Source organism: Pseudomonas sp. NPDC086566 (genome assembly GCF_050280885.1).
Classification (GTDB): Bacteria; Pseudomonadota; Gammaproteobacteria; order Pseudomonadales; family Pseudomonadaceae; genus Aquipseudomonas; species Aquipseudomonas vlassakiae.
On sequence record NZ_JBNNWD010000005.1, the window covers coordinates 125,725 to 143,812 of the forward strand.

The 18,088-nt window shown below is 66.1% G+C and carries 14 protein-coding genes; 13 read left to right on the plus strand and 1 reads right to left on the minus strand.

Going from position 1 to position 18,088, the window contains the following annotated elements:
* Positions 1-74 precede the first annotated feature (74 nt).
* From ACQKPS_RS12975 to ACQKPS_RS12990, 4 genes are all read left to right on the plus strand, one after another.
* Positions 75-428 (plus strand): hypothetical protein, encoded by a 354-nt coding sequence (locus ACQKPS_RS12975; RefSeq protein WP_400730198.1) that lies wholly within the window; start codon positions 75-77, stop codon positions 426-428.
* 130 nt (positions 429-558) lie between these two features.
* Complete coding sequence (locus ACQKPS_RS12980) at positions 559-1,269, plus strand: FadR/GntR family transcriptional regulator (protein ID WP_283725087.1); 711 nt, start codon at positions 559-561, stop codon at positions 1,267-1,269.
* A 104-nt stretch (positions 1,270-1,373) separates the two neighbouring features.
* Entirely contained in the window at positions 1,374-2,567 is a 1,194-nt protein-coding gene (gene lhgO, locus ACQKPS_RS12985; RefSeq protein ID WP_427604362.1) for an L-2-hydroxyglutarate oxidase, read from the plus strand.
* A 43-nt stretch (positions 2,568-2,610) separates the two neighbouring features.
* Entirely contained in the window at positions 2,611-3,942 is a 1,332-nt protein-coding gene (locus tag ACQKPS_RS12990) for an MFS transporter (RefSeq protein WP_427604363.1), read from the plus strand.
* Positions 3,943-4,000: 58 nt separating this feature from the next.
* On the opposite strand, the gene ACQKPS_RS12995 is transcribed toward ACQKPS_RS12990, so the two are convergent.
* Entirely contained in the window at positions 4,001-5,206 is a 1,206-nt protein-coding gene (locus ACQKPS_RS12995; RefSeq protein WP_427604365.1) for a phospholipase effector Tle1 domain-containing protein, read from the minus strand.
* A gap of 174 nt (positions 5,207-5,380) precedes the next feature.
* Here ACQKPS_RS12995 and ACQKPS_RS13000 point away from each other — a divergent pair, with 174 nt between their 5' ends.
* The 9 genes from ACQKPS_RS13000 (at position 5,381) to ACQKPS_RS13040 (ending at position 18,080) form a co-directional block, all read left to right on the plus strand.
* The gene (locus tag ACQKPS_RS13000; protein ID WP_027919334.1) at positions 5,381-6,340 is read left to right on the plus strand and encodes an AAA family ATPase; all 960 of its coding nucleotides are present in this window, start codon (positions 5,381-5,383) and stop codon (positions 6,338-6,340) included.
* 3 nt (positions 6,341-6,343) lie between these two features.
* Positions 6,344-7,288 (plus strand): DUF58 domain-containing protein, encoded by a 945-nt coding sequence (locus ACQKPS_RS13005; RefSeq protein ID WP_254480853.1) that lies wholly within the window; start codon positions 6,344-6,346, stop codon positions 7,286-7,288.
* Between the two features lie 13 nt (positions 7,289-7,301).
* Complete coding sequence (locus ACQKPS_RS13010) at positions 7,302-7,796, plus strand: DUF4381 domain-containing protein (RefSeq protein ID WP_027919336.1); 495 nt, start codon at positions 7,302-7,304, stop codon at positions 7,794-7,796.
* Entirely contained in the window at positions 7,789-8,865 is a 1,077-nt protein-coding gene (locus ACQKPS_RS13015) for a vWA domain-containing protein (RefSeq protein ID WP_283725092.1), read from the plus strand. Before ACQKPS_RS13010 ends, ACQKPS_RS13015 begins: the two co-directional genes overlap by 8 nt.
* Positions 8,862-10,580, plus strand: a complete 1,719-nt coding sequence (locus ACQKPS_RS13020; RefSeq protein ID WP_427604369.1) for a tetratricopeptide repeat protein — start codon at positions 8,862-8,864, stop codon at positions 10,578-10,580. Before ACQKPS_RS13015 ends, ACQKPS_RS13020 begins: the two co-directional genes overlap by 4 nt.
* Positions 10,577-12,202 carry a BatD family protein gene (locus tag ACQKPS_RS13025; protein ID WP_254480856.1) on the plus strand — a complete coding sequence of 542 codons (1,626 nt, stop codon included), beginning with the start codon at positions 10,577-10,579 and terminating at the stop codon, positions 12,200-12,202. The genes ACQKPS_RS13020 and ACQKPS_RS13025 overlap by 4 nt, the downstream gene beginning before the upstream one ends.
* Positions 12,203-12,610: 408 nt before the next feature.
* Complete coding sequence (locus tag ACQKPS_RS13030; RefSeq protein WP_254480857.1) at positions 12,611-13,849, plus strand: exonuclease SbcCD subunit D C-terminal domain-containing protein; 1,239 nt, start codon at positions 12,611-12,613, stop codon at positions 13,847-13,849.
* Positions 13,846-17,490 carry an SbcC/MukB-like Walker B domain-containing protein gene (locus ACQKPS_RS13035; protein ID WP_427604372.1) on the plus strand — a complete coding sequence of 1,215 codons (3,645 nt, stop codon included), beginning with the start codon at positions 13,846-13,848 and terminating at the stop codon, positions 17,488-17,490. The genes ACQKPS_RS13030 and ACQKPS_RS13035 overlap by 4 nt, the downstream gene beginning before the upstream one ends.
* A complete protein-coding gene (locus tag ACQKPS_RS13040) occupies positions 17,487-18,080 on the plus strand; it encodes a glutathione S-transferase (RefSeq protein ID WP_254480859.1) in 594 nt (197 codons plus the stop codon). Before ACQKPS_RS13035 ends, ACQKPS_RS13040 begins: the two co-directional genes overlap by 4 nt.
* The last annotated feature ends 8 nt before the right edge of the window (positions 18,081-18,088 follow it).

Sequence of the window (18,088 nt, forward strand, 5' to 3'; positions counted from 1 at the left end):
TGGTAACTTTACGTTTATGGATGGCCGCAAGGCTGTCAGAATTCCCTATCAATTCCCTGGACCGAGTCGTCGCCATGCAGATCCACACCGCCGTGCTGTTCGCCACCCCTTGCGATGACGAGGAAGACAACATGGCGACCTTGTGCTGCCACAGCGACAAGGGGCAGATGTTCTTGCTAACCCGTTATCCGGATGAGGACACCGTCGACCTGACCCTGGATGACGAGCCTTCGACGCTGGATGGGTTGAAGGTGACCTTGAGCGCGCAGCGTCTGCTGATCGAAGTGGCGGCCGGGGATCGTGATGCGCTGAAAGGGGATGAAGCGCTGGAGATCGTGCTGACTTCGGCGGGGACTGATCTCGAGGAGGTGGCGCTGACCTTGAAGAACATCCTGGATGGCACTGGCACCTTCGTCAGCGAGCTCTGAGTCCTCCTGTTCCGGCCCTTTCGCGGCGGTTCGCCGCGAAGAGGCCTGGCCTGCAAGGCAGATGCCCCATTGACACCCTGCCCTCACAACAGGCATTGTCTGACAACCTGATAACTAGGCAACCGTTTCCATGCTAGAGCTCCAGCGCCCCGACACCCTGGTAGACCGGGTCGTCAGCGCCATCCGTACCGAGATCGATTCCGGCCGCCTGGCCGCCGAATCGCGCCTGCCCACCGAACAGCAACTGGCCGAACAGCTGAATGTCAGCCGCTCGGTGGTGCGCGAGGCCGTGGCGCAGCTCAAGGCAGACGGTGTGCTGATCGCCCGGCGCGGGCTCGGTTCCTATATCTCGCAAACGCCCGCCGGTACCGTCTTCCGCTTCCCTGGCAGCCATGGCCGCACGCCTGACCTTACGCAGATGTTCGAAATGCGCCTGTGGATCGAAACCCAGGCTGCCGCCATCGCCGCCCGCCGACGTGATGAGCAGGACCTGGCGCACATGGCCAAGGCCCTGCAGGAAATGCTCGACAAGCGCAGCGACTATGCCACCGCCTCGGCCGCCGACGTGGCCTTCCACCGGGCGATTGCCGAAGCCAGCAAGAATGATTACTTCGTGGCCTTCCACGACTTCCTCGGCGGCCAGCTGGCCAGCGCACGGCGCACCGCCTGGGAAAACTCCGCCGCCCATTCGGTGGGCGGTTCGGCCGAGGCCAACCGCGAGCACCAGGCACTGTACCAGGCGATCGCCGATGGCGACCGCCACGCGGCCGCAGCCTGCGCCGAAGCGCATCTTCGCGCCTCGGCCAAGCGCCTGAAGATAGACCTGCCCGCCCTCGACTGACCCCCGGAGAAACTGACGCGGCCTGATGCGGGCCGTTTTGCGCACTACTTAGTCTGACAACCTGATAAGCAGATCCACCGACAAGAACACCAAGGTACCCCTGCATGACTTATGACTACTGCATCATCGGCGGCGGCATCGTCGGCCTTGCCACCGCGATGGCCCTGCTCGAACAACGCCCGGGCGCATCCCTGCTGATCCTGGAGAAGGAAGCCAGCCTCGGCCGCCACCAGACCGGCCACAACAGCGGGGTGATCCATGCGGGCATCTACTACGCGCCTGGCAGCCTGAAGGCCGAACTGTGCAAGCGCGGCGCCCAGGCGACCAAGGACTTCTGCACCGAGCACGGCATTGCCTTCGAGGTCTGCGGTAAGCTGCTGGTGGCCTCCAACGACCTGGAAGTGCAACGCATGCAGGCGCTGTACGAGCGCTCGCAACAGAACGGCCTGAAGGTCGAGCGCCTGGATGCGGCTGCACTGGCCGAACGTGAGCCGAACATCGTCGGCAAGGGCGCGCTGTTCCTCGATGCCACCGGCATCGTCGACTACACCCAGGTGTGCAACGCCATGGCCAAGGTGATCCGCCAGGCTGGCGGCGAAGTGCACCTGTCCACCCGCGTGCGTGCCATCCACGAGCACGCCGACCATGTCGCCGTAGGCACCGACAGCCACGCCTGGCGCGCACGCCAGCTGGTGGCCTGCGCCGGCCTGCAGTCCGACCGCCTGGCGCGCCTGGCCGGGGTGAAGATCGACCACCAGATCATTCCCTTCCGCGGTGAGTACTACCGCCTGCCGGCCAGCAAGAACCAGATCGTCAACCACCTGATCTACCCGATCCCCGACCCGGAACTGCCATTCCTCGGCGTGCACCTGACGCGCATGATCGACGGCAGCGTCACCGTCGGCCCGAATGCCGTGCTCGGCTTCGGTCGCGAGAACTACCGCAAGTTTTCGCTCAACTGGCGCGACGTCGCCGAGTACGCCAGCTTCCCGGGCTTCTGGAAAACCCTGTGGAACAACCTCGGCTCTGGCACCACCGAAATGAAGAACTCGCTGTTCAAGCGCGGCTACCTGGAACAGTGCCGCAAGTATTGCCCGTCGCTGCAAGTGGAAGACCTGCTGCCCTACGAGGCGGGTATTCGCGCCCAGGCAGTGATGCGCGACGGCACCCTGGTGCATGACTTCCTGTTCGCCGAGACCCGGCGCATGGTGCATGTCTGCAATGCCCCGTCGCCGGCTGCCACCTCGGCCATTCCGATCGGCCAGATGATCGCCGCGAAGATCCTCAAGGCCCGCTGAAATCTGCTTCACCCACAACTACAAAGACAATAAGGAACCCCCCATGTCGGTACATGAGGCGGCCCCGGCCGCGCACGAGACCCCGCAACAGCAACGCAAGCGCCTGCGCAAGGTGGCGGCGGCGACCATCTTCGGCTCGATGCTGGAGTGGTACGACTTCTATCTCTACGCAACGATGGCCGCGATCGTGTTTTCAAAGATCTTCTTTGATGCCAGCAACCCGGCGGTGGCCTCGCTGCTCGCCTTCTCCACCTTCGCCATCGGCTTCATTGCCCGCCCCTTCGGCGGCATTCTGTTCGGCTATCTGGGCGACCGTTTCGGGCGCAAGCACGTGCTGGTGATCACCTTCTGCATGATGGGCGTGTGCACGGCGCTGATCGGGCTGATCCCAAGCTACGCCAGCATCGGCATCTGGGCACCGATCCTGCTGGTGGTGATCCGCATCATCCAGGGCCTGGGCGCGGGGGCCGAGCTGTCCGGCGCGGCGGTCACCTCCTATGAACATGCCAGCGAAGGCAAGCGCGGCAGCCAGGGCGCCTGGCCGGCGCTGGGGCTGAACCTGGGGCTGCTGCTATCGTCGCTGACGGTGTACCTGCTGACCATGAACGGTAACGAATTCCTCCTGGCCGGTGGCTGGCGCATCCCGTTCATCGCCAGCATCGCCCTGGTGGCGATCGGCCTGTGGGTACGCAAGAGCATCCCGGAAACACCGGACTTCAAGGAGCTGGACAAGGCCGACAGCAGCAAGCCACAGGTGTCGCCATTGAAGCTGTTGTTCAGGAACGACCTCAAGGGCCTGGCCGTGGTGTTCTTCGTGGCCATCGGCTACAACGCCCTGAGCTACATTTTCAAGACCTTCTCGCTCGCCTACCTGACCCAGTTCAAGGGTGTGGAGGCGCATGTCACATCGCTGTCGGTGACCATCGCCAGCCTCGTAGCCATCTTCGCCGTGCCGTTCTTCGGTTGGCTGTGTGACCGTTGGAGCAGCAAGACCGTGCTGATGCTTGGCGGGGTCCTGTCGGCACTGTTCGCCTACCCGTTCCTGCAGCTGCTGGGCACTGGCGAGCCCACCCGGATCTACATCGCCATCGCGATCGGCACCGGCATCCTCGCGCCCATGATGTTCGCCCCGCAAGGTTCGTTCCTCAGCCGCCAGTTCCCGACCCAAACGCGCTCCTCGGGCTTCGGTACGGGCCGTGAGATCGGCACGGCGGTAGCCGGTGGCCTGGCACCGCTGGGCGGCCTGGCCCTGGTGGCCGGCTCGGCGACCCACTCCACCGACGGTGTGGCGCTGATCCTGGCAATCGCCGGGGTGCTGGTAGTGGTGTTCGCCCTGTGCGACCAGGGCCGCAAGCACTCCAGCTCAAAAAACTGAAGGTAGTTCCTGCCTCATCATCCGGCGGGTGATGAGGCAGGTTCTGTCGCCGCCCCCTTCAGCCAACAGGGTTCTCATGCACCACCCTGCCCCCCTGCGCCGGCCGGTCGACAAACAGTACATCCAGCCCGCTGCTGTGCAGCCCCTTCACTGCGTTCCAGTGTGCCGAGGCATGGACATACCTTGCTTGCAGCAACGCCTCCTCTTCAGCGGACAGCCCCTCCCCGCCGTTCAGCACATGGTCGTGCAGCGTGCCACTGATCCCCCGCAACTCATCCGGCAGCCGGTGCGCCTCGACATCGCCCAACGGCAGAAATGGCACGCCATTGCGCAACCCCAGCTCGCGCATGATGCTCAGGTAGACACGCGACAGGTGGCCACGCACTTGCCGCTCCCGATAAACCGCCGCATACACCTGTTTCTGCGCGTCATCCCGCTGCGCCCGGCCTCCGTTCAGCGGCACTTCCCACGTCAGCACACTCGCCTTGGGGTCGCCAAGGTCGGCGAGCAAGGCCTGGGCCTGGGCAAAGGCCTTGGTTCGTTCGGCCGACGTTTTCTGCGTCACTTGGCTCGAGAAGGGCTTGTTCAGCGACACCTGCTCGAGCATCGACTCCGGGTAGCCGCCACCGATGTCGGAATGCGCGCCTGGTACGATGATGTCATTGCCGCTGCGCACCAAGGCAAAGTTGTGCCGCTGCTCATCCCTGGCTACCAGTTGCACCACTTGTCGGGCAATGCCCTCTGGCAACCCAAGGCAGAGGTCGCCCAGGCGCGCGGCGGCGGGATCGAAGCAACCTCGCAGCGGTTCGACGATGGCCGCCACCGTGTCGAACAGGCCAATGAAGTTGATCAGCCGCGCCCGCTGCAGCTCGGCCGGCAGCCCTTCAGCACTGCCCAGCCGGTTGGCCAACTGCCTGGCCGCCGCCGCGCCGCGACTGAAACCGAACAGGTCGAACTCGACCCGCTCGGGCGCAGCCAGCAAGCGCAACTGCTCGGCAACCGCGGCCAACGCCTGGCCTACACGCGCCTGCACCCCCGTTGCGCCTCGGCCGGTTGCCTGTGCATACATCGAATCCGCCGCCCCCGTGGTCGTACCGACGCCTTCCACATACAGCCTGATGAACGTTTGGTCAGCCACGCGCCCTTGCGGATAAAGCCCATGCAACAGGGCAATGTTACTGGGCGGCTGGGCGGCATTGCCCTGGTTGTTGCCCGTCCCGTCAAAGAAAATACCCACTCGCACACCGCTGTATGACTTGCCCATGGTCAGGTTCCTGTTCGCCTTGAAAGCGACAGAAAGCGATACATTGTCCAGGGAAAACATCAGCGAACCCCGCAATGCCTGCGTGCAGATTTCGACGCGGCACAACGGATAGATTAAAGTATCCCCCCTGCCAGGCTGCCCGCACCCCTGGCGCATATCCAGGAACCGCCGCCGATGGAACACCGTGAAGCGCTGATCGCGCTACGCACCTTTCTTTCCTCTCAGATCCTAGGCCAGGAGAAACTGGTCGAGCGGCTGTTGATCGTGCTGTTGGCCGACGGCCACATGCTGGTCGAAGGGGCTCCGGGGCTGGCCAAGACCAAGGCCATCAAAGAGCTGGCCGAAGGCATCGAGGCGCAGTTCCATCGTATCCAGTTCACCCCCGACCTGCTCCCCGCCGACATCACCGGCACTGAAATCTATCGCCCGGAAACCGGCAGCTTCGTGTTCCAGCAGGGGCCGATCTTCCACAACCTGGTGCTGGCCGACGAAATCAACCGTGCCCCGGCCAAGGTGCAGTCGGCGCTGCTCGAAGCCATGGCCGAACGCCAGGTCAGCGTGGGCCGCAGCACCTACGACCTGTCGCCGCTGTTCCTGGTGATGGCCACGCAGAACCCGATCGAGCAGGAAGGCACCTACCCGCTGCCCGAAGCCCAGCTCGACCGCTTCCTGATGCACGTGAAGATCGGTTTCCCCGATGCCGCCGTCGAACGCCGCATTCTCGCCCAGGCCCGTGGCGAAGCACTGGGCGGCGAAGTGAAGCCCGAGCGCCGGGTCAGCCAGCAGGCGATCTTTGCCGCGCGCAAGGAAATCCTCGGCCTGTACATGGCCGACGCCGTGGAGGAGTACCTGGTGCAGCTGGTGATGGCTACCCGCACCCCGGCCAAGTTCGATGCCGAGTTGGCCGACTGGATCGCCTACGGTGCCAGCCCGCGCGGCTCGATCGCGCTTGACCGCTGCGCCCGTGCCCATGCCTGGCTGGCCGGGCGCGACTTCGTCAGCCCCGAGGACATCCAGGCGGTGCTGTTCGATGTGCTGCGCCACCGCATCATCCTGTCGTTCGAAGCCGAAGCCGCGGGGATCGATCAGGACCGCGTGGTCCAGCGCATTCTCGACGTCGTGGCCGTCGCCTGACCCATGCCCACCGCGCTGCAGGCCGAACCCGGCATCCGCATCGGCCTCGCCGAACTGATCGACATGCGCCACCGCGTGCGCGAAATCCAGTTGTTTTCCCGCCCTGGCCAGCGTAGCCCGCTGGTCGGCCTGCACCATTCCAAGCTGCGCGGGCGTGGCGTGGACTTCGACCAGGTGCGCGTGTACCAGGCCGGTGACGATGTGCGCAACATCGACTGGCGCGTGACCGCACGCACCCAGGAGCCGCACACCAAACTGTTCCATGAAGAGCGTGAACGGCCGATATTCATCCTCGTCGAGCAGAGCCAGCGCCTGTTCTTCGGCTCGGGGCTGATGTTCAAGTCGGTGCTTGCCGCCGAAGCTGCCGCGCTGTTCGGCTGGGCCGCGCTGGGCCACAACGACCGTATCGGCGGGCTGGTGTTCGGTGACAACGAGCACCACGAGATCAAACCCCGGCGCAGCAAGCAGAGCCTGCTGCAGCTGCTCAACCGCCTGGCCAAGGTCAACCAGGCCCTGCACACCGAAGCCGCGCCCCAGGCCGACAGCCTTGGCCTGGCCCTGCGCCGCGCCCGCGAGGTGCTGCGCCCTGGCAGCCTGGCCATTGTCATCTGCGACGAACGCTCGCTCAGCGCCCAGGCCGAGCAGCACCTGGCCATGCTCTCGCGTCATTGCGACCTGCTGCTGATGCCGGTCTCCGACCCGCTCGACCACGCCCTGCCCGCGGCCGGCCTGCTGCGCTTCGCCCAACGCGGCGCGCAGTTGGAGCTCGACACCCTGGACGCCAACCTGCGCCAGGCTTACCGTCAACAGGCCGAAGCGCGCATCGAGCGCTGGGAGCTGATGGCGCAGAAGCTGCGCGTGCTGCTGATGCCGCTGAGCACCCAGAGCGAGATGATCGAACAACTGCGCGAGTACCTGAACGCCCAGCGTCCACGGGGTGATTCATGATGAGGGGCGTCCAATGAACCCGCTGGACCAGCTGCAACCGCTGATCGCACCGCCGGCGATCGGCCTGTGGCCGCCGGCACCGGGCTGGTGGCTGTTGCTTGCGCTGCTGCCGCTGCTGGTCTGGGGCCTGTGGCGGTTGCGCCGCTGGCGCCCTGGCAAGCGCCCGGTAGTGCGCGCCGAGCTGCCGCTCGACCCGGTGCGCCTGGAAGCCCTGGCCGAACTCGCCCGCCTGCCACGCCCCTACGACGGCGCACCGGCCGGCGCCTGGCTGCAGCAGATCAACGCCCTGCTCAAGCGCCTGTGCCGCAACCACTACCCCGGCGCCAACAGCCATACCTTGAACGGCCGCCAGTGGCTGGCCTTTCTCGACAACCGCTGCCCGGCCGCCGGCCTGACCCGCTGGATGGTGCTGGTCGAAGGCGCCTACAAGCCGGAGTGCAAGCTCGACGACAAGGCCATCGTCGGGCTCAGCCAGGCGGTCGAAACCTGGATTCGCAAACATGTTTGAACTGGCCTGGCCGTGGATTTTCGTGCTGCTGCCGTTACCGTGGCTGGCGCGCGTGCTGCTGCCCGCCGCCGACAGCGGCGAGCCGGTGCTCAAGGTCGGCTTCCTCGACGAACTGGAGGGCCTGGCCGGGCGCCGTGCACGGCTTAACCTGCCGACCCTGCGCCAGCAGGCACCGTATGTGGTGATTTGGCTGTTGCTGCTGCTGGCCGCCGCGCGCCCGCAATGGCTTGGCGAGCCGGTACCGGTGGCCTCCAGTGGCCGCGACCTGCTGGTGGCGGTGGATGTCTCGGGCTCGATGGACTTCCCCGACATGCAGTGGAAGGACGAAGACATCAGCCGCCTCGACCTGGTCAAGGCCTTGCTCGGCGACTTTCTGCAAGACCGCGAAGGCGACCGTGTAGGCCTGATCCTGTTTGGCAGCCAGGCCTACCTGCAAGCCCCGCTGACCTTCGACCGGCGCACCGTGCGCACCTTCCTCGACGAGGCGCAGATCGGCATCGCCGGCAAGAACACCGCCATCGGCGACGCCATCGGCCTGGCGGTCAAGCGCCTGCGCCAGCGCCCGGCGCAAAGCCGGGTATTGGTGCTGGTCACCGATGGCGCCAACAACGGCGGGCAGATCCACCCACTGACAGCCGCCCGCCTGGCTGCCCAGGAAGGCGTGCGCATCTACACCATTGGTATCGGCGCCAACCCTGAGGCCAGCGGTACGCCTGGCCTGCTCGGCCTGAACCCGAGCCTGGACCTCGACGAAGCGTCACTCAGGGAAATCGCCGAAATCACCCACGGCGCCTACTTCCGCGCCCATGATGGCGCTGAGCTGAACGCCATCGGTGACACCCTCGACCAGCTTGAACCGGTGGCCCAGCAGCCAACCCAGGCGCGTACGGCCAAAGCCCTGTATGCCTGGCCGCTGGCCTTGGCCCTGCTGCTCAGCGTGCTGCTGGTGGTGGCGGTGCAATGGCCCGACAACCTGCTGCACAAGGTGCTGCGCAAACCCCGCTTCCTGCAGCCCCATCCGGAATGGCGCCAGCGCCTGAAACGCCTGCGCCTGAGGAAACGGCGATGATCGATCTGTGGCCACAATGGTTGCGCCCGCTCTGGCTGCTGGTCGTGCCCCTGCTCGGCTGGCTGCTGTTCAAGCTCTGGCACCGGCGCAAACGTGCCGGGCGCTGGCAGATGATCCTGCCGCCCGCATTCCACCCGGTGCTGCTCGGCGGTGGCAGCGGCAGCAACAGCAAGCTGCCCTGGGTGGCCCTGGGCCTGGCCTGGTTGCTGGTGGTGCTGGCCCTGCTCGGGCCGAGCTGGCAGCGCCTGGAAGAAACCCGCCAGCGCCCCGCCGACCCGCTGGTGATCCTGCTCGAACTGACCCCGCAGATGCTGGCCGAAGACGTGACGCCCAACCGCCTGGAACAGGCCCGGCGCAAGATCCTCGACCTGCTCGAACACCGCAACGACAGCCAGACCGCGCTGATTGTCTATGCCGGCAGTGCGCACACGCTGGTGCCGTTGTCGGATGACCTCGGCACCACGCGCAACCTGCTGGAAGCCATCGACCCATCGATCATGCCCAAACCGGGCCAACGCGCCGACCTGGCCGTGCAAAAAGGCCTCGCCCTGCTGGCCCAGAGTGGCCTCGGCCAGGGTCGCCTGCTGCTGGTCGGCTCGGCGCTGAGCGCAGCGGAGCGCCAGGGCATCACCCAGGCCCTCGGCCGCCAGGGCCCGAGCCTGCTGATGCTTGGCATCGGCACCGGCGACGGCGCGCCGGTGCGCCAGGCCAATGGCGAATACCTCAAGGATGACCAGGGGGGCATCCTCCTGCCGCGCCTCGACAGCGCCAGCCTCAAGGCCTTCATCAGCGGCACCGGCGGGCGCTACCGCCATGCCCGCATCGACGACCTCGACCTTCGCGGTCTTGGCCTGTTCGACAACCCGCGCCGCCTGAGCGACGCCGGCCAGACCCTGCAGCTGGACAGCTGGGCCGACCAGGGCTACTGGCTGTTGCTGCCGTTGTTGTTGCTGGCCGCCTGTGCCGGGCGCCGCGGCTGGCTGTTCTGCCTGCCGCTGCTGCTGGCCCTGCCCCAACCGAGCCAGGCCTTCGAGTTCAACGACCTGTGGCTGCGCCCCGATCAACAGGGCCAGGCGCTACTGCGCAAGCAACGCCCGGCGGACGCTGCCCGGCATTTCCAGGACCCGCAATGGCGCGGCATGGCGCTGTACCAGGCCGGCGACTATGCCGGTGCCGCCGAGGCCTTCGGCCAGGGCGACAGCGCCGCAGCCCACTACAATCGAGGCAATGCCCTGGCCCGCAGCGGCGAGCTGGAAGCCGCCCTGGATGCCTACGAACAGGCCCTGGAGCGCCAGCCCGACCTGCAGCCGGCACTGGCCAACCAGGCCCTGGTGCAGCAACTGCTGCAGCAACGCGAGGCCCAGGCCAAAGAGCAACCGGCCAACAGCGACGCCCAAGGCACCCCGGGCAGCGAAACCGAAGGCAACAGCAGCTCGGCCAGCAGCCCTGCCCAAGGTACGCCGGGCGGGGAAGAACAGGCCAGCGCCGAACAACCCGCTGAAGGCAGCAACAACAGCCAGGCGGCGCCTGGCAACCAGAGCGGCGATGACGACAGCATCACCCTGCCGCCGCAGCGCCCGGTATCGACCAGCCTCGATGCCGAACAGCGTCAGGCTCTGGAACAATGGCTGCGCGAGATCCCCGACAACCCGGCGGAACTGTTGCGGCGCAAATTCTGGTATGAACAGCAATTGCATCAGGAAAACACACGATGAGTCGCTTCGGCGTCTTTGTTCTCGGCCTGTTGTGGGCCGTCACGGCCCAGGCCCTGCCCACGCTGCAGGCCAGCGTCGACCGCACGCGCCTGGAGGCCGGCGAAACCCTCGAACTGACCCTCGAAAGCCAGGACGTGACCCAGTTCGGCAAGCCCGACCTGCGTGCCCTGGAAGGCGACTTCGAAGTGCGCGGCACGCGCCAGTTGAACAGCTTGCACACCCTCGACGGCGAAACCCGCGCCAGCACCCGCTGGATCATCACCCTGCTGCCCCGGCGCAGCGGCAGCCTGCGTATCCCCGAACTGCAACTGGGCCAGTCGCACAGCCAGGCCATCGACCTGCAAGTGCTGCAGGCCGACAGCAGCCGCCCGGAAGTCGCCTCGCAAGTCTTCGTCGAAGCCACCCTGGACAGCAACGAGGTATACGTCCAGGCCCAGGCCGTGCTGACCCTGCGCATCTACCACTCGGTGTCGCTGTACGACGACAGCAGCCTGAGCCCGCTGCAGCTGGAGAATGCCAAGGTCGAGCCGCTGGGTGAGTCGCGCACTTACGAGAAGGAAATCAACGGCGTGCGCCACGGGGTGATCGAAACCCGCTACGCGGTGTATCCGCAGCAGAGCGGGGACCTGGACATCCCGCCGCTGACCTTCACTGCCACCGCGGCCGACAACAGCCAGCAACCTGCCGGCACCGCCCGGGTCGGCCGCCAGGTGCAGGTCAGTTCGCTGCCGCTGCGCCTGGCCGTGCGCCCGATCCCCGCCGCCTGGCCGGCCAACGCGCCCTGGCTACCGGCGCGAGACCTGAGCCTGGAGGAACACTGGAACCCGGACCCGGCGAGCCAGCAGCCTCAGATTGGCGACTCGCTGACGCGCAGCATCACCCTGCGCGCCGAAGGCCTGTCGAGCACCCAACTGCCACAACTGCCCGCCACCGAGATCGTCGGCCTGCGCCGCTACCCGGACCAGCCGGTGCTGCGCAACGAAATCAACGAACGCGGCATGACTGCCAACCGCGAAGAGCGTGAAGCGCTGGTGCCGACCCACAGCGGCAAGCTGGCCCTGCCGGCCGTGGAAGTCACTTGGTGGAACACCCGCGAAGACCACCTGGAACACAGCAGCCTGCCGGCGCGTACACTGGACGTACAAGACAACCCGGCGCTGAGCGCCGACACCCCGGTTGGCGACCTTGGCGGTGCGAATCAGCTGCTCTGGCCCTGGCAGCTGGCTACCTTGGTGTTTGCATTAACCACGGTGCTGGGTTTCGCCCTGTGGTGGCGTGCCCGCTCACAGCCAGCGGTGCTGCGAGCGGCGCAGAACGGGCCGAGCCCGCGGACCTTGCTGGATGACCTCAAACGCGCCTGCCAGGCCAACGACCCGCAGGCTACGCGCCAGGCGCTCGATGCCTGGGCGCGGCAGCAGCCGGAGACCCTGGCCGAGATGGCGGCGCGGTTCGTGCCGTTGTCGGATGCGCTGGATGGGTTGAACGGGGCGTTGTATAGCGAGAGTGGGCAGTATTGGCAGGGGGAGGATCTGTGGCGGGCTATCGGGACTATACCGCCGGCGGAGCAGGTGTTGTTGCCTGCTGGGGAGAGTGGGAGCTTGCCGCCGCTTTATCCGAAATGAGGGTTGGGTTTTAGAGGTGCATGCCTTGGGATCTTCAGCGCCCTTGAGATCGAGCGCCGCCCGCGCGGCGCATCGCGGATAAATCCGCTCCTACATCTGTTTCGGGCCAGTCACTCCTGTGAGGTCACCGCTGACCGCCTTGGTTGTAGGGCTCAAGACATGCGCCAAGGCGGCCAACCATGACGTAACAGGTTCGGCACGTTGCAACAAATGTAGGAGCGGATTTATCCGCGATGCGCCGCGCGGGCGGCGCTCGATCTCACAGGCGCTGAATGTCTCTCGCCAAGCATTTGGCAGCCCTCACGCAATCGTGATTCGGACCAATCTTGGGTTACCATACCGCCCTTGCGCAACGCCCACCTTCCAAGCCAAGCCCTCGCTTGCTGACTCGACACCAACAGGTCATCCATGCGTCTGTTTCACACCTCCGACTGGCACCTGGGCCAAAGCCTGCACGGCCAGGAACGCGACTTCGAACACGCCTGCTTCCTCGACTGGCTGCTCGGCCAGCTGCGCCTGCGCCAGCCGGACGCACTGCTGATCGCCGGCGATATCTTTGATACGGTCAACCCGCCGGTCAAAGCCCAGGAGCGGCTCTACGACTTCATCGTCCAGGCCCATGAGCAGCAGCCGAAACTGGACATCGTGATGATCGCCGGCAACCACGACTCCGGCTCGCGCATCGAACTGCCCGCCGCGCTCATGCGCCGCCTGCGCACCCACGCGCTGGGCCGGGTGCACTGGCTCGACGAAGGCCAACTGGACGCCGAGCGCCTGCTGATCCCGCTGACCAACGGCCGTGGCAAGGTCGCCGCCTGGTGCCTGGCCCTGCCCTTCCTGCGCCCGGCCGAAGTGACCGGCCCTCAGCTGGGCGACGACTACCTGCAAGGCATCACCCAGGTGCACCAGCAACTGATTGGCGCGGCGCAGAACAAGCGCAAGAAGGACCAGGCGCTGATCGCCATCAGCCACGCCCACATGGCCGGTGGCGCGGTGTCCGAAGACTCCGAGCGCAGCCTGATCATCGGCAATGCCGAGGCACTGCCAGCCAGGCTGTTCGACAAGTCGATCAGCTACGTGGCGCTCGGCCACCTGCACAAGCCGCAGAAGGTCAACCGCGAAAACCGCATCCGCTACAGCGGCTCGCCGATCCCGCTGTCGTTCGCCGAAATCAATTACCCGCACCAGGTGCTGGAAGTCGAACTCGAGGGCAGCGAGCTGGTCAGCGTCGAGCCGCGCCCGGTGCCGCGTGCAGTGGCCCTGCAGCGGGTCGGCCCGGCGCCGCTCGGCGAACTGCTCGAACAACTGGCCGAGCTGCCGGTGATCGACCTGCTCGAAGACCCCAACCGTCAGCCTTGGCTGGAGGTGCGGGTGGTTCTCGACGAGCCGCAACCCGACTTGCGCCAGCAGATCGAAACCGCGCTTCAGGGCAAGGCCGTGCGGCTGATCCGCATCAGCGCCGAATACGCCGGCCGCAACAACAGCGAAGACGACGACCTGCAATTCGTCGAGTTGGCGCAGATGACCCCACAGGACCTGTTCAGCCGCGCCTGGGAACAGGCCTACGGCAACCCCGTCGACGAGCAGGCCCTGGCCGATTTCGCCCTGCTGCTGCAAGACGTCCAGCTGGAAGAGGAACAGCCATGAAGATTCTCGCCATCCGCCTGAAGAACCTGGCATCCCTGGCCGGCCCGGTCGATATCGACTTCACCGCCGAGCCGCTGGCCAGCGCCGGCCTGTTCGCCATCACCGGGCCGACCGGCGCCGGCAAGAGCACGCTGCTCGATGCCCTGTGCCTGGCCTTGTTCGGCACCGTGCCGCGCCTGAGCGACATCGGCCGCGAAGCCAAGGTGCCGGACGCCGACGGCGAAATCCCCACGTCCGACCCGCGCAACCTGTTGCGCCGGGGCACTGGCAGCGGCTTTGCCGAAGTCGACTTCGTCGGCATCGACGGCCACCGCTACCGCGCCCGCTGGGAGGCCAACCGCGCCCGCGACAAGGCAAACGGCAAGCTGCAGCTCAGCCGCCAGAGCCTGTATGACCTGGACAGCGAACAGCTGCTGGGAAGCGCCAAGAGCGAGTACAAGCAACTGATCGAAGCCCGTCTGGGCCTGAATTTCGAGCAGTTCACCCGCGCCGTGATGCTGGCGCAAAGCGAGTTCGGCGCCTTCCTCAAGGCTGACGACAAAGATCGCAGCGAGCTGCTGGAAAAGCTCACCAACACCTCCATCTACACCCGCCTCGGTCAGCGCGCCTTCAGCAAGGCACGGGAAACCGCGGAAACCCACAACGCCCTCAAAGAGCGCGCCAGCCACCTGCTGCCGATGGCCGCCGAAGCGCGCGCCGAACTCGACCAGCGCCTGGAGCAGGCGTTACAGCAGTTCAAGGCCGACCAGGCCAGCGAGCGCCAACTTGAGCAGCAACGTCACTGGCTCAATGAACAACACCAGCTGCAGGCCCAGCACGGCGAAGCCAGCGCCGCCCTGCAAGCCGCCGAACAAGAATGGCAACTGCTGGCCGAGCAACGCCTCGACCTGCAGCGCCTGGAACGCCTGGCGCCGCAACGCCATCAGTTCCACCGGCAGCAGATGCTCGGTGCGCAACTGGCACCACTCGCGGCGCAAATCGCCGAGCAACAGCGCCAGCAAACCGAGTTGCAAACGCGCGCAGGTGAACTGGAGCAGGCGCAGCTGGCGTCTCGCGAGGCCCTGGCGCAGAGCCAGGCCTTACACAGTGAAAATGCCCCGCGCCTGCGTCAGGCCTTCGCCGGCCAAGACAACCTGGCACGTCTTGATCAGCAACAGGTGGAGTTGCATGCGACCTGTCAGCAAGCCGAACAGCAAGTCGCCGAAAACCAGCAGCTGCTGCAGCAAACGGAAGAACACCAGCAGCGCAGCGAGCAGCAACTGGCGCAGATCGACACCGCGCTGGCTGACAGCCAGCACTTGGCCGGGCTGGCCAATGCCTGGCAGGCCTACCTGCCACAACTCAAGCAGGTGATGCTGATCGGTGGCCGCCTGGCCAAGGGCCGCGAGGAGCTGCCTGGCCTGCAGGCCCAGGCCAGCCAGGCCAATGTTCAGTTGCAGGCCCAGCGTGAGCACTTCGAGCTGCTGTTCCGCGAAGCCAAGGCCGAGCCCCAGGCTCTGGCCGAACAGATCGACCTGCTCGGCAACATGCTGCAGGACAACCGCAAACAGCAACGCGCCGTCGAAGAACTGTCCCGCCTGCATGGCCGTGAACTGGAACTGCGCCAGCAGCTCGATGCCCTGCGTGAGCGTCAGCAGCAGGCCATGCAGCAACGTCAGCAACTGATCGGCGAAGGCACGGCGGCCAAGGCCGAACTGGAAGCCGCCGAACAGGCGCTCAACCTTACCCGCCAATTGCTGGACCGTCAGCGGCTGGCACGCAATACCAGCGTCGAAGAATTGCGCGGCCAGTTGCGCGACGGCGAGCCCTGCCCGGTGTGCGGCAGCGCCGAGCACCCGTTCCATCAACCTGAGGCCCTGCTGCAGAGCCTCGGTCGCCATGACCAGGCTGAAGAAGAAGCCGCACAGAAACAGGTCGAAACCCTCAATAGCAGACTGGTCGAACTGCGCACCCAGCTCGGCGTGGTCAACGCTCAGCTCAAGGACCATCAACAGCAACAGCAGCAGCTTGGCGAACAGTTGCAACCGCTGGTGGCGCAGGTGCAGGCGCACAGCCTCTGGCCCGCCCTTGCCCCACAGGACGACAAGGCCCGCAGCGCCTGGCTGGACAGCCAGCTACGGCGCCTGGATGAAGAAATCGGCAAGGACGAGAAGCGCCAGAGCGCCCTGCTCGCCCTGCAGAAGGATGCCGCTCGCCTGAACCAGCAACTGCAGGCGGCACAGCAGGCCCAACAGCAGGCCCAGCGCCATCTCGACCAGCAGCACCAGGCCCTGGCCAGCGATGAACAACAGCTTCAGCAGGGCCTGGACGGCCTGGCCAACGTGCTGCCGGCTGATGTGCTCCAAGCCCTTGGCGATGACCCGGCCAACGCCTTCCTGGCCCTCGACCAGCAAATCGCCCAGCGGTTGCAGCAACTGGAGCAGCGCAAGGACGAGCAGGAAGAACTGCAGGCACGCCAGGTGCAACTGGACAAGCTGCGCGATCAGCAGCAAGCCCGCGAGCAAACCCTGGCACTCGTGCAACAGCAGCTCGCAGCCCTCGAAAGCCAACGTCAGCAGGCCCAGGCCGCACTGGCCGAGCTGCTCGGTGGGCAGGCCAGCGCCGAAGCCTGGCAGCAGCACATGGACAGCCAGCTGGAGCAGGCCCGCACCCATGATGCAGACACCGCCCAGCGCCTGCAGGACCTGCGCAACCAAGGCGTGCAACTGGCCAGCGAACTCAAGGCCAACACCCAGCAGCAGCAGGCGCTGGAAAGCGAGTACCAGCAGCTGCAGGGCGATATCGCCCAGTGGCGCGCCGAGCATCCAGAGCTGGACGACGCCGGGCTGGATCGCCTGTTGGCTATCGACGACGCCCAATTGGGCGAGCTGCGCCAGCGCCTGCAACTTGCCGAGAAGGCTGTGGAGCAGAGCCGTGTGCTGCTCCAGGAACGCGACCAGCGCCTGCAGCAACACGCCGCGCAGATGACCGTCGAATCGTCGGTCGAAGACCTTGAGCAAGCGCTCGGCGAACTGCGCGAGCGGTTGGCCGGCCATGAGCAGCAATGCGCCGAATTGCGCGCGCAGCAGGCCGACGATCAGCGTCGCCAGCAGGCGAGCCAGGCGCTGGCCGGGGAAATCGAGCAGGCCCACCAGCAATGGCAGCGCTGGGCGCGGCTGAATGCGCTGATCGGCTCGGCCTCCGGCGACGTATTCCGCAAGATCGCCCAGGGCTACAACCTCGACCTGCTGCTGCACCACGCCAATGCCCAGCTGCGCCAGCTGGCGCGCCGCTACCGCCTCAAGCGCGGTGGCAGCGCCCTGGGCCTGCTGGTGCTGGACACCGAAATGGGCGACGAACTGCGTTCGGTGCACTCGCTGTCCGGCGGTGAAACCTTCCTGGTCTCGCTGGCACTGGCCCTGGGCCTGGCATCGATGGCCTCGAGCACCTTGCGCATCGAGTCGCTGTTCATCGATGAAGGTTTCGGCAGCCTTGATCCTGAGTCGCTGCAACTGGCCATGGACGCCCTCGACGGCCTGCAGGCGCAGGGCCGCAAGGTCGCGGTGATCTCCCACGTGCAGGAAATGCACGAGCGCATTCCGGTGCAGATTCAGGTACGCCGCCAGGGCAATGGCCAGAGCGACGTGGAGGTGTGCGGGTGATCCTCTATTCGTTCCGCCGCTGCCCATGGGCCATGCGTGCGCGCCTGGCGCTGCGCTATGCCGGTTGTGCAGTGGAGATCGTCGAGGTAGCGATGAAGAACAAGCCGGCTGCGCTGCTGGCCTTGTCGCCCAAGGGCACGGTGCCGGTACTGGATACCGGCGCCGGGGTACTGGAAGAGAGCCTCGACATCATGCGCTGGGCGCTCGAACAACACGACCCGCAGGATTGGCGCCTGCGCGCCGACCCGGCCGCCGCGCAGCATGCCGAGGCGCTGATTGCCCGCAATGACAGCACGTTCAAGGCGCAGGTAAACCTGTACAAGTACGCCGAGCGCTACCCTGAGTATTCACGCGAGCATTATCGCCAGCAGGCCGAAGCCTGGCTGGCGGAGCTGGAACACTTGCTCGAAGGCCGGCCGTACCTGCTGGCCGATCATCCGAGCCTGGCCGATGCCGCCCTGTTGCCCCTGATGCGCCAGTTTGCCGGGGTCGAACCGCAGTGGTTCGCCGAGGCGGCTTATCCGCGGCTGCGGAGCTGGCTGGAGGGCTGGTTGGCTTCGGACCTGTTCAAGGCGGTGATGGGTCGGTAAGCGCTTCA

Coding starts and splice junctions, on each gene's coding strand:
- ACQKPS_RS12995 (WP_427604365.1), bottom strand. CDS start 5,206: ATGGGCAAGTCATACAGCGGTGTGCGAGTGGGTATTTTCTTTGACGGG.
- ACQKPS_RS13030 (WP_254480857.1), top strand. CDS start 12,611: ATGCGTCTGTTTCACACCTCCGACTGGCACCTGGGCCAAAGCCTGCAC.
- lhgO (WP_427604362.1), top strand. CDS start 1,374: ATGACTTATGACTACTGCATCATCGGCGGCGGCATCGTCGGCCTTGCC.
- ACQKPS_RS12980 (WP_283725087.1), top strand. CDS start 559: ATGCTAGAGCTCCAGCGCCCCGACACCCTGGTAGACCGGGTCGTCAGC.
- ACQKPS_RS13020 (WP_427604369.1), top strand. CDS start 8,862: ATGATCGATCTGTGGCCACAATGGTTGCGCCCGCTCTGGCTGCTGGTC.
- ACQKPS_RS13025 (WP_254480856.1), top strand. CDS start 10,577: ATGAGTCGCTTCGGCGTCTTTGTTCTCGGCCTGTTGTGGGCCGTCACG.
- ACQKPS_RS12990 (WP_427604363.1), top strand. CDS start 2,611: ATGTCGGTACATGAGGCGGCCCCGGCCGCGCACGAGACCCCGCAACAG.
- ACQKPS_RS13005 (WP_254480853.1), top strand. CDS start 6,344: ATGCCCACCGCGCTGCAGGCCGAACCCGGCATCCGCATCGGCCTCGCC.
- ACQKPS_RS13035 (WP_427604372.1), top strand. CDS start 13,846: ATGAAGATTCTCGCCATCCGCCTGAAGAACCTGGCATCCCTGGCCGGC.
- ACQKPS_RS12975 (WP_400730198.1), top strand. CDS start 75: ATGCAGATCCACACCGCCGTGCTGTTCGCCACCCCTTGCGATGACGAG.
- ACQKPS_RS13010 (WP_027919336.1), top strand. CDS start 7,302: ATGAACCCGCTGGACCAGCTGCAACCGCTGATCGCACCGCCGGCGATC.
- ACQKPS_RS13015 (WP_283725092.1), top strand. CDS start 7,789: ATGTTTGAACTGGCCTGGCCGTGGATTTTCGTGCTGCTGCCGTTACCG.
- ACQKPS_RS13000 (WP_027919334.1), top strand. CDS start 5,381: ATGGAACACCGTGAAGCGCTGATCGCGCTACGCACCTTTCTTTCCTCT.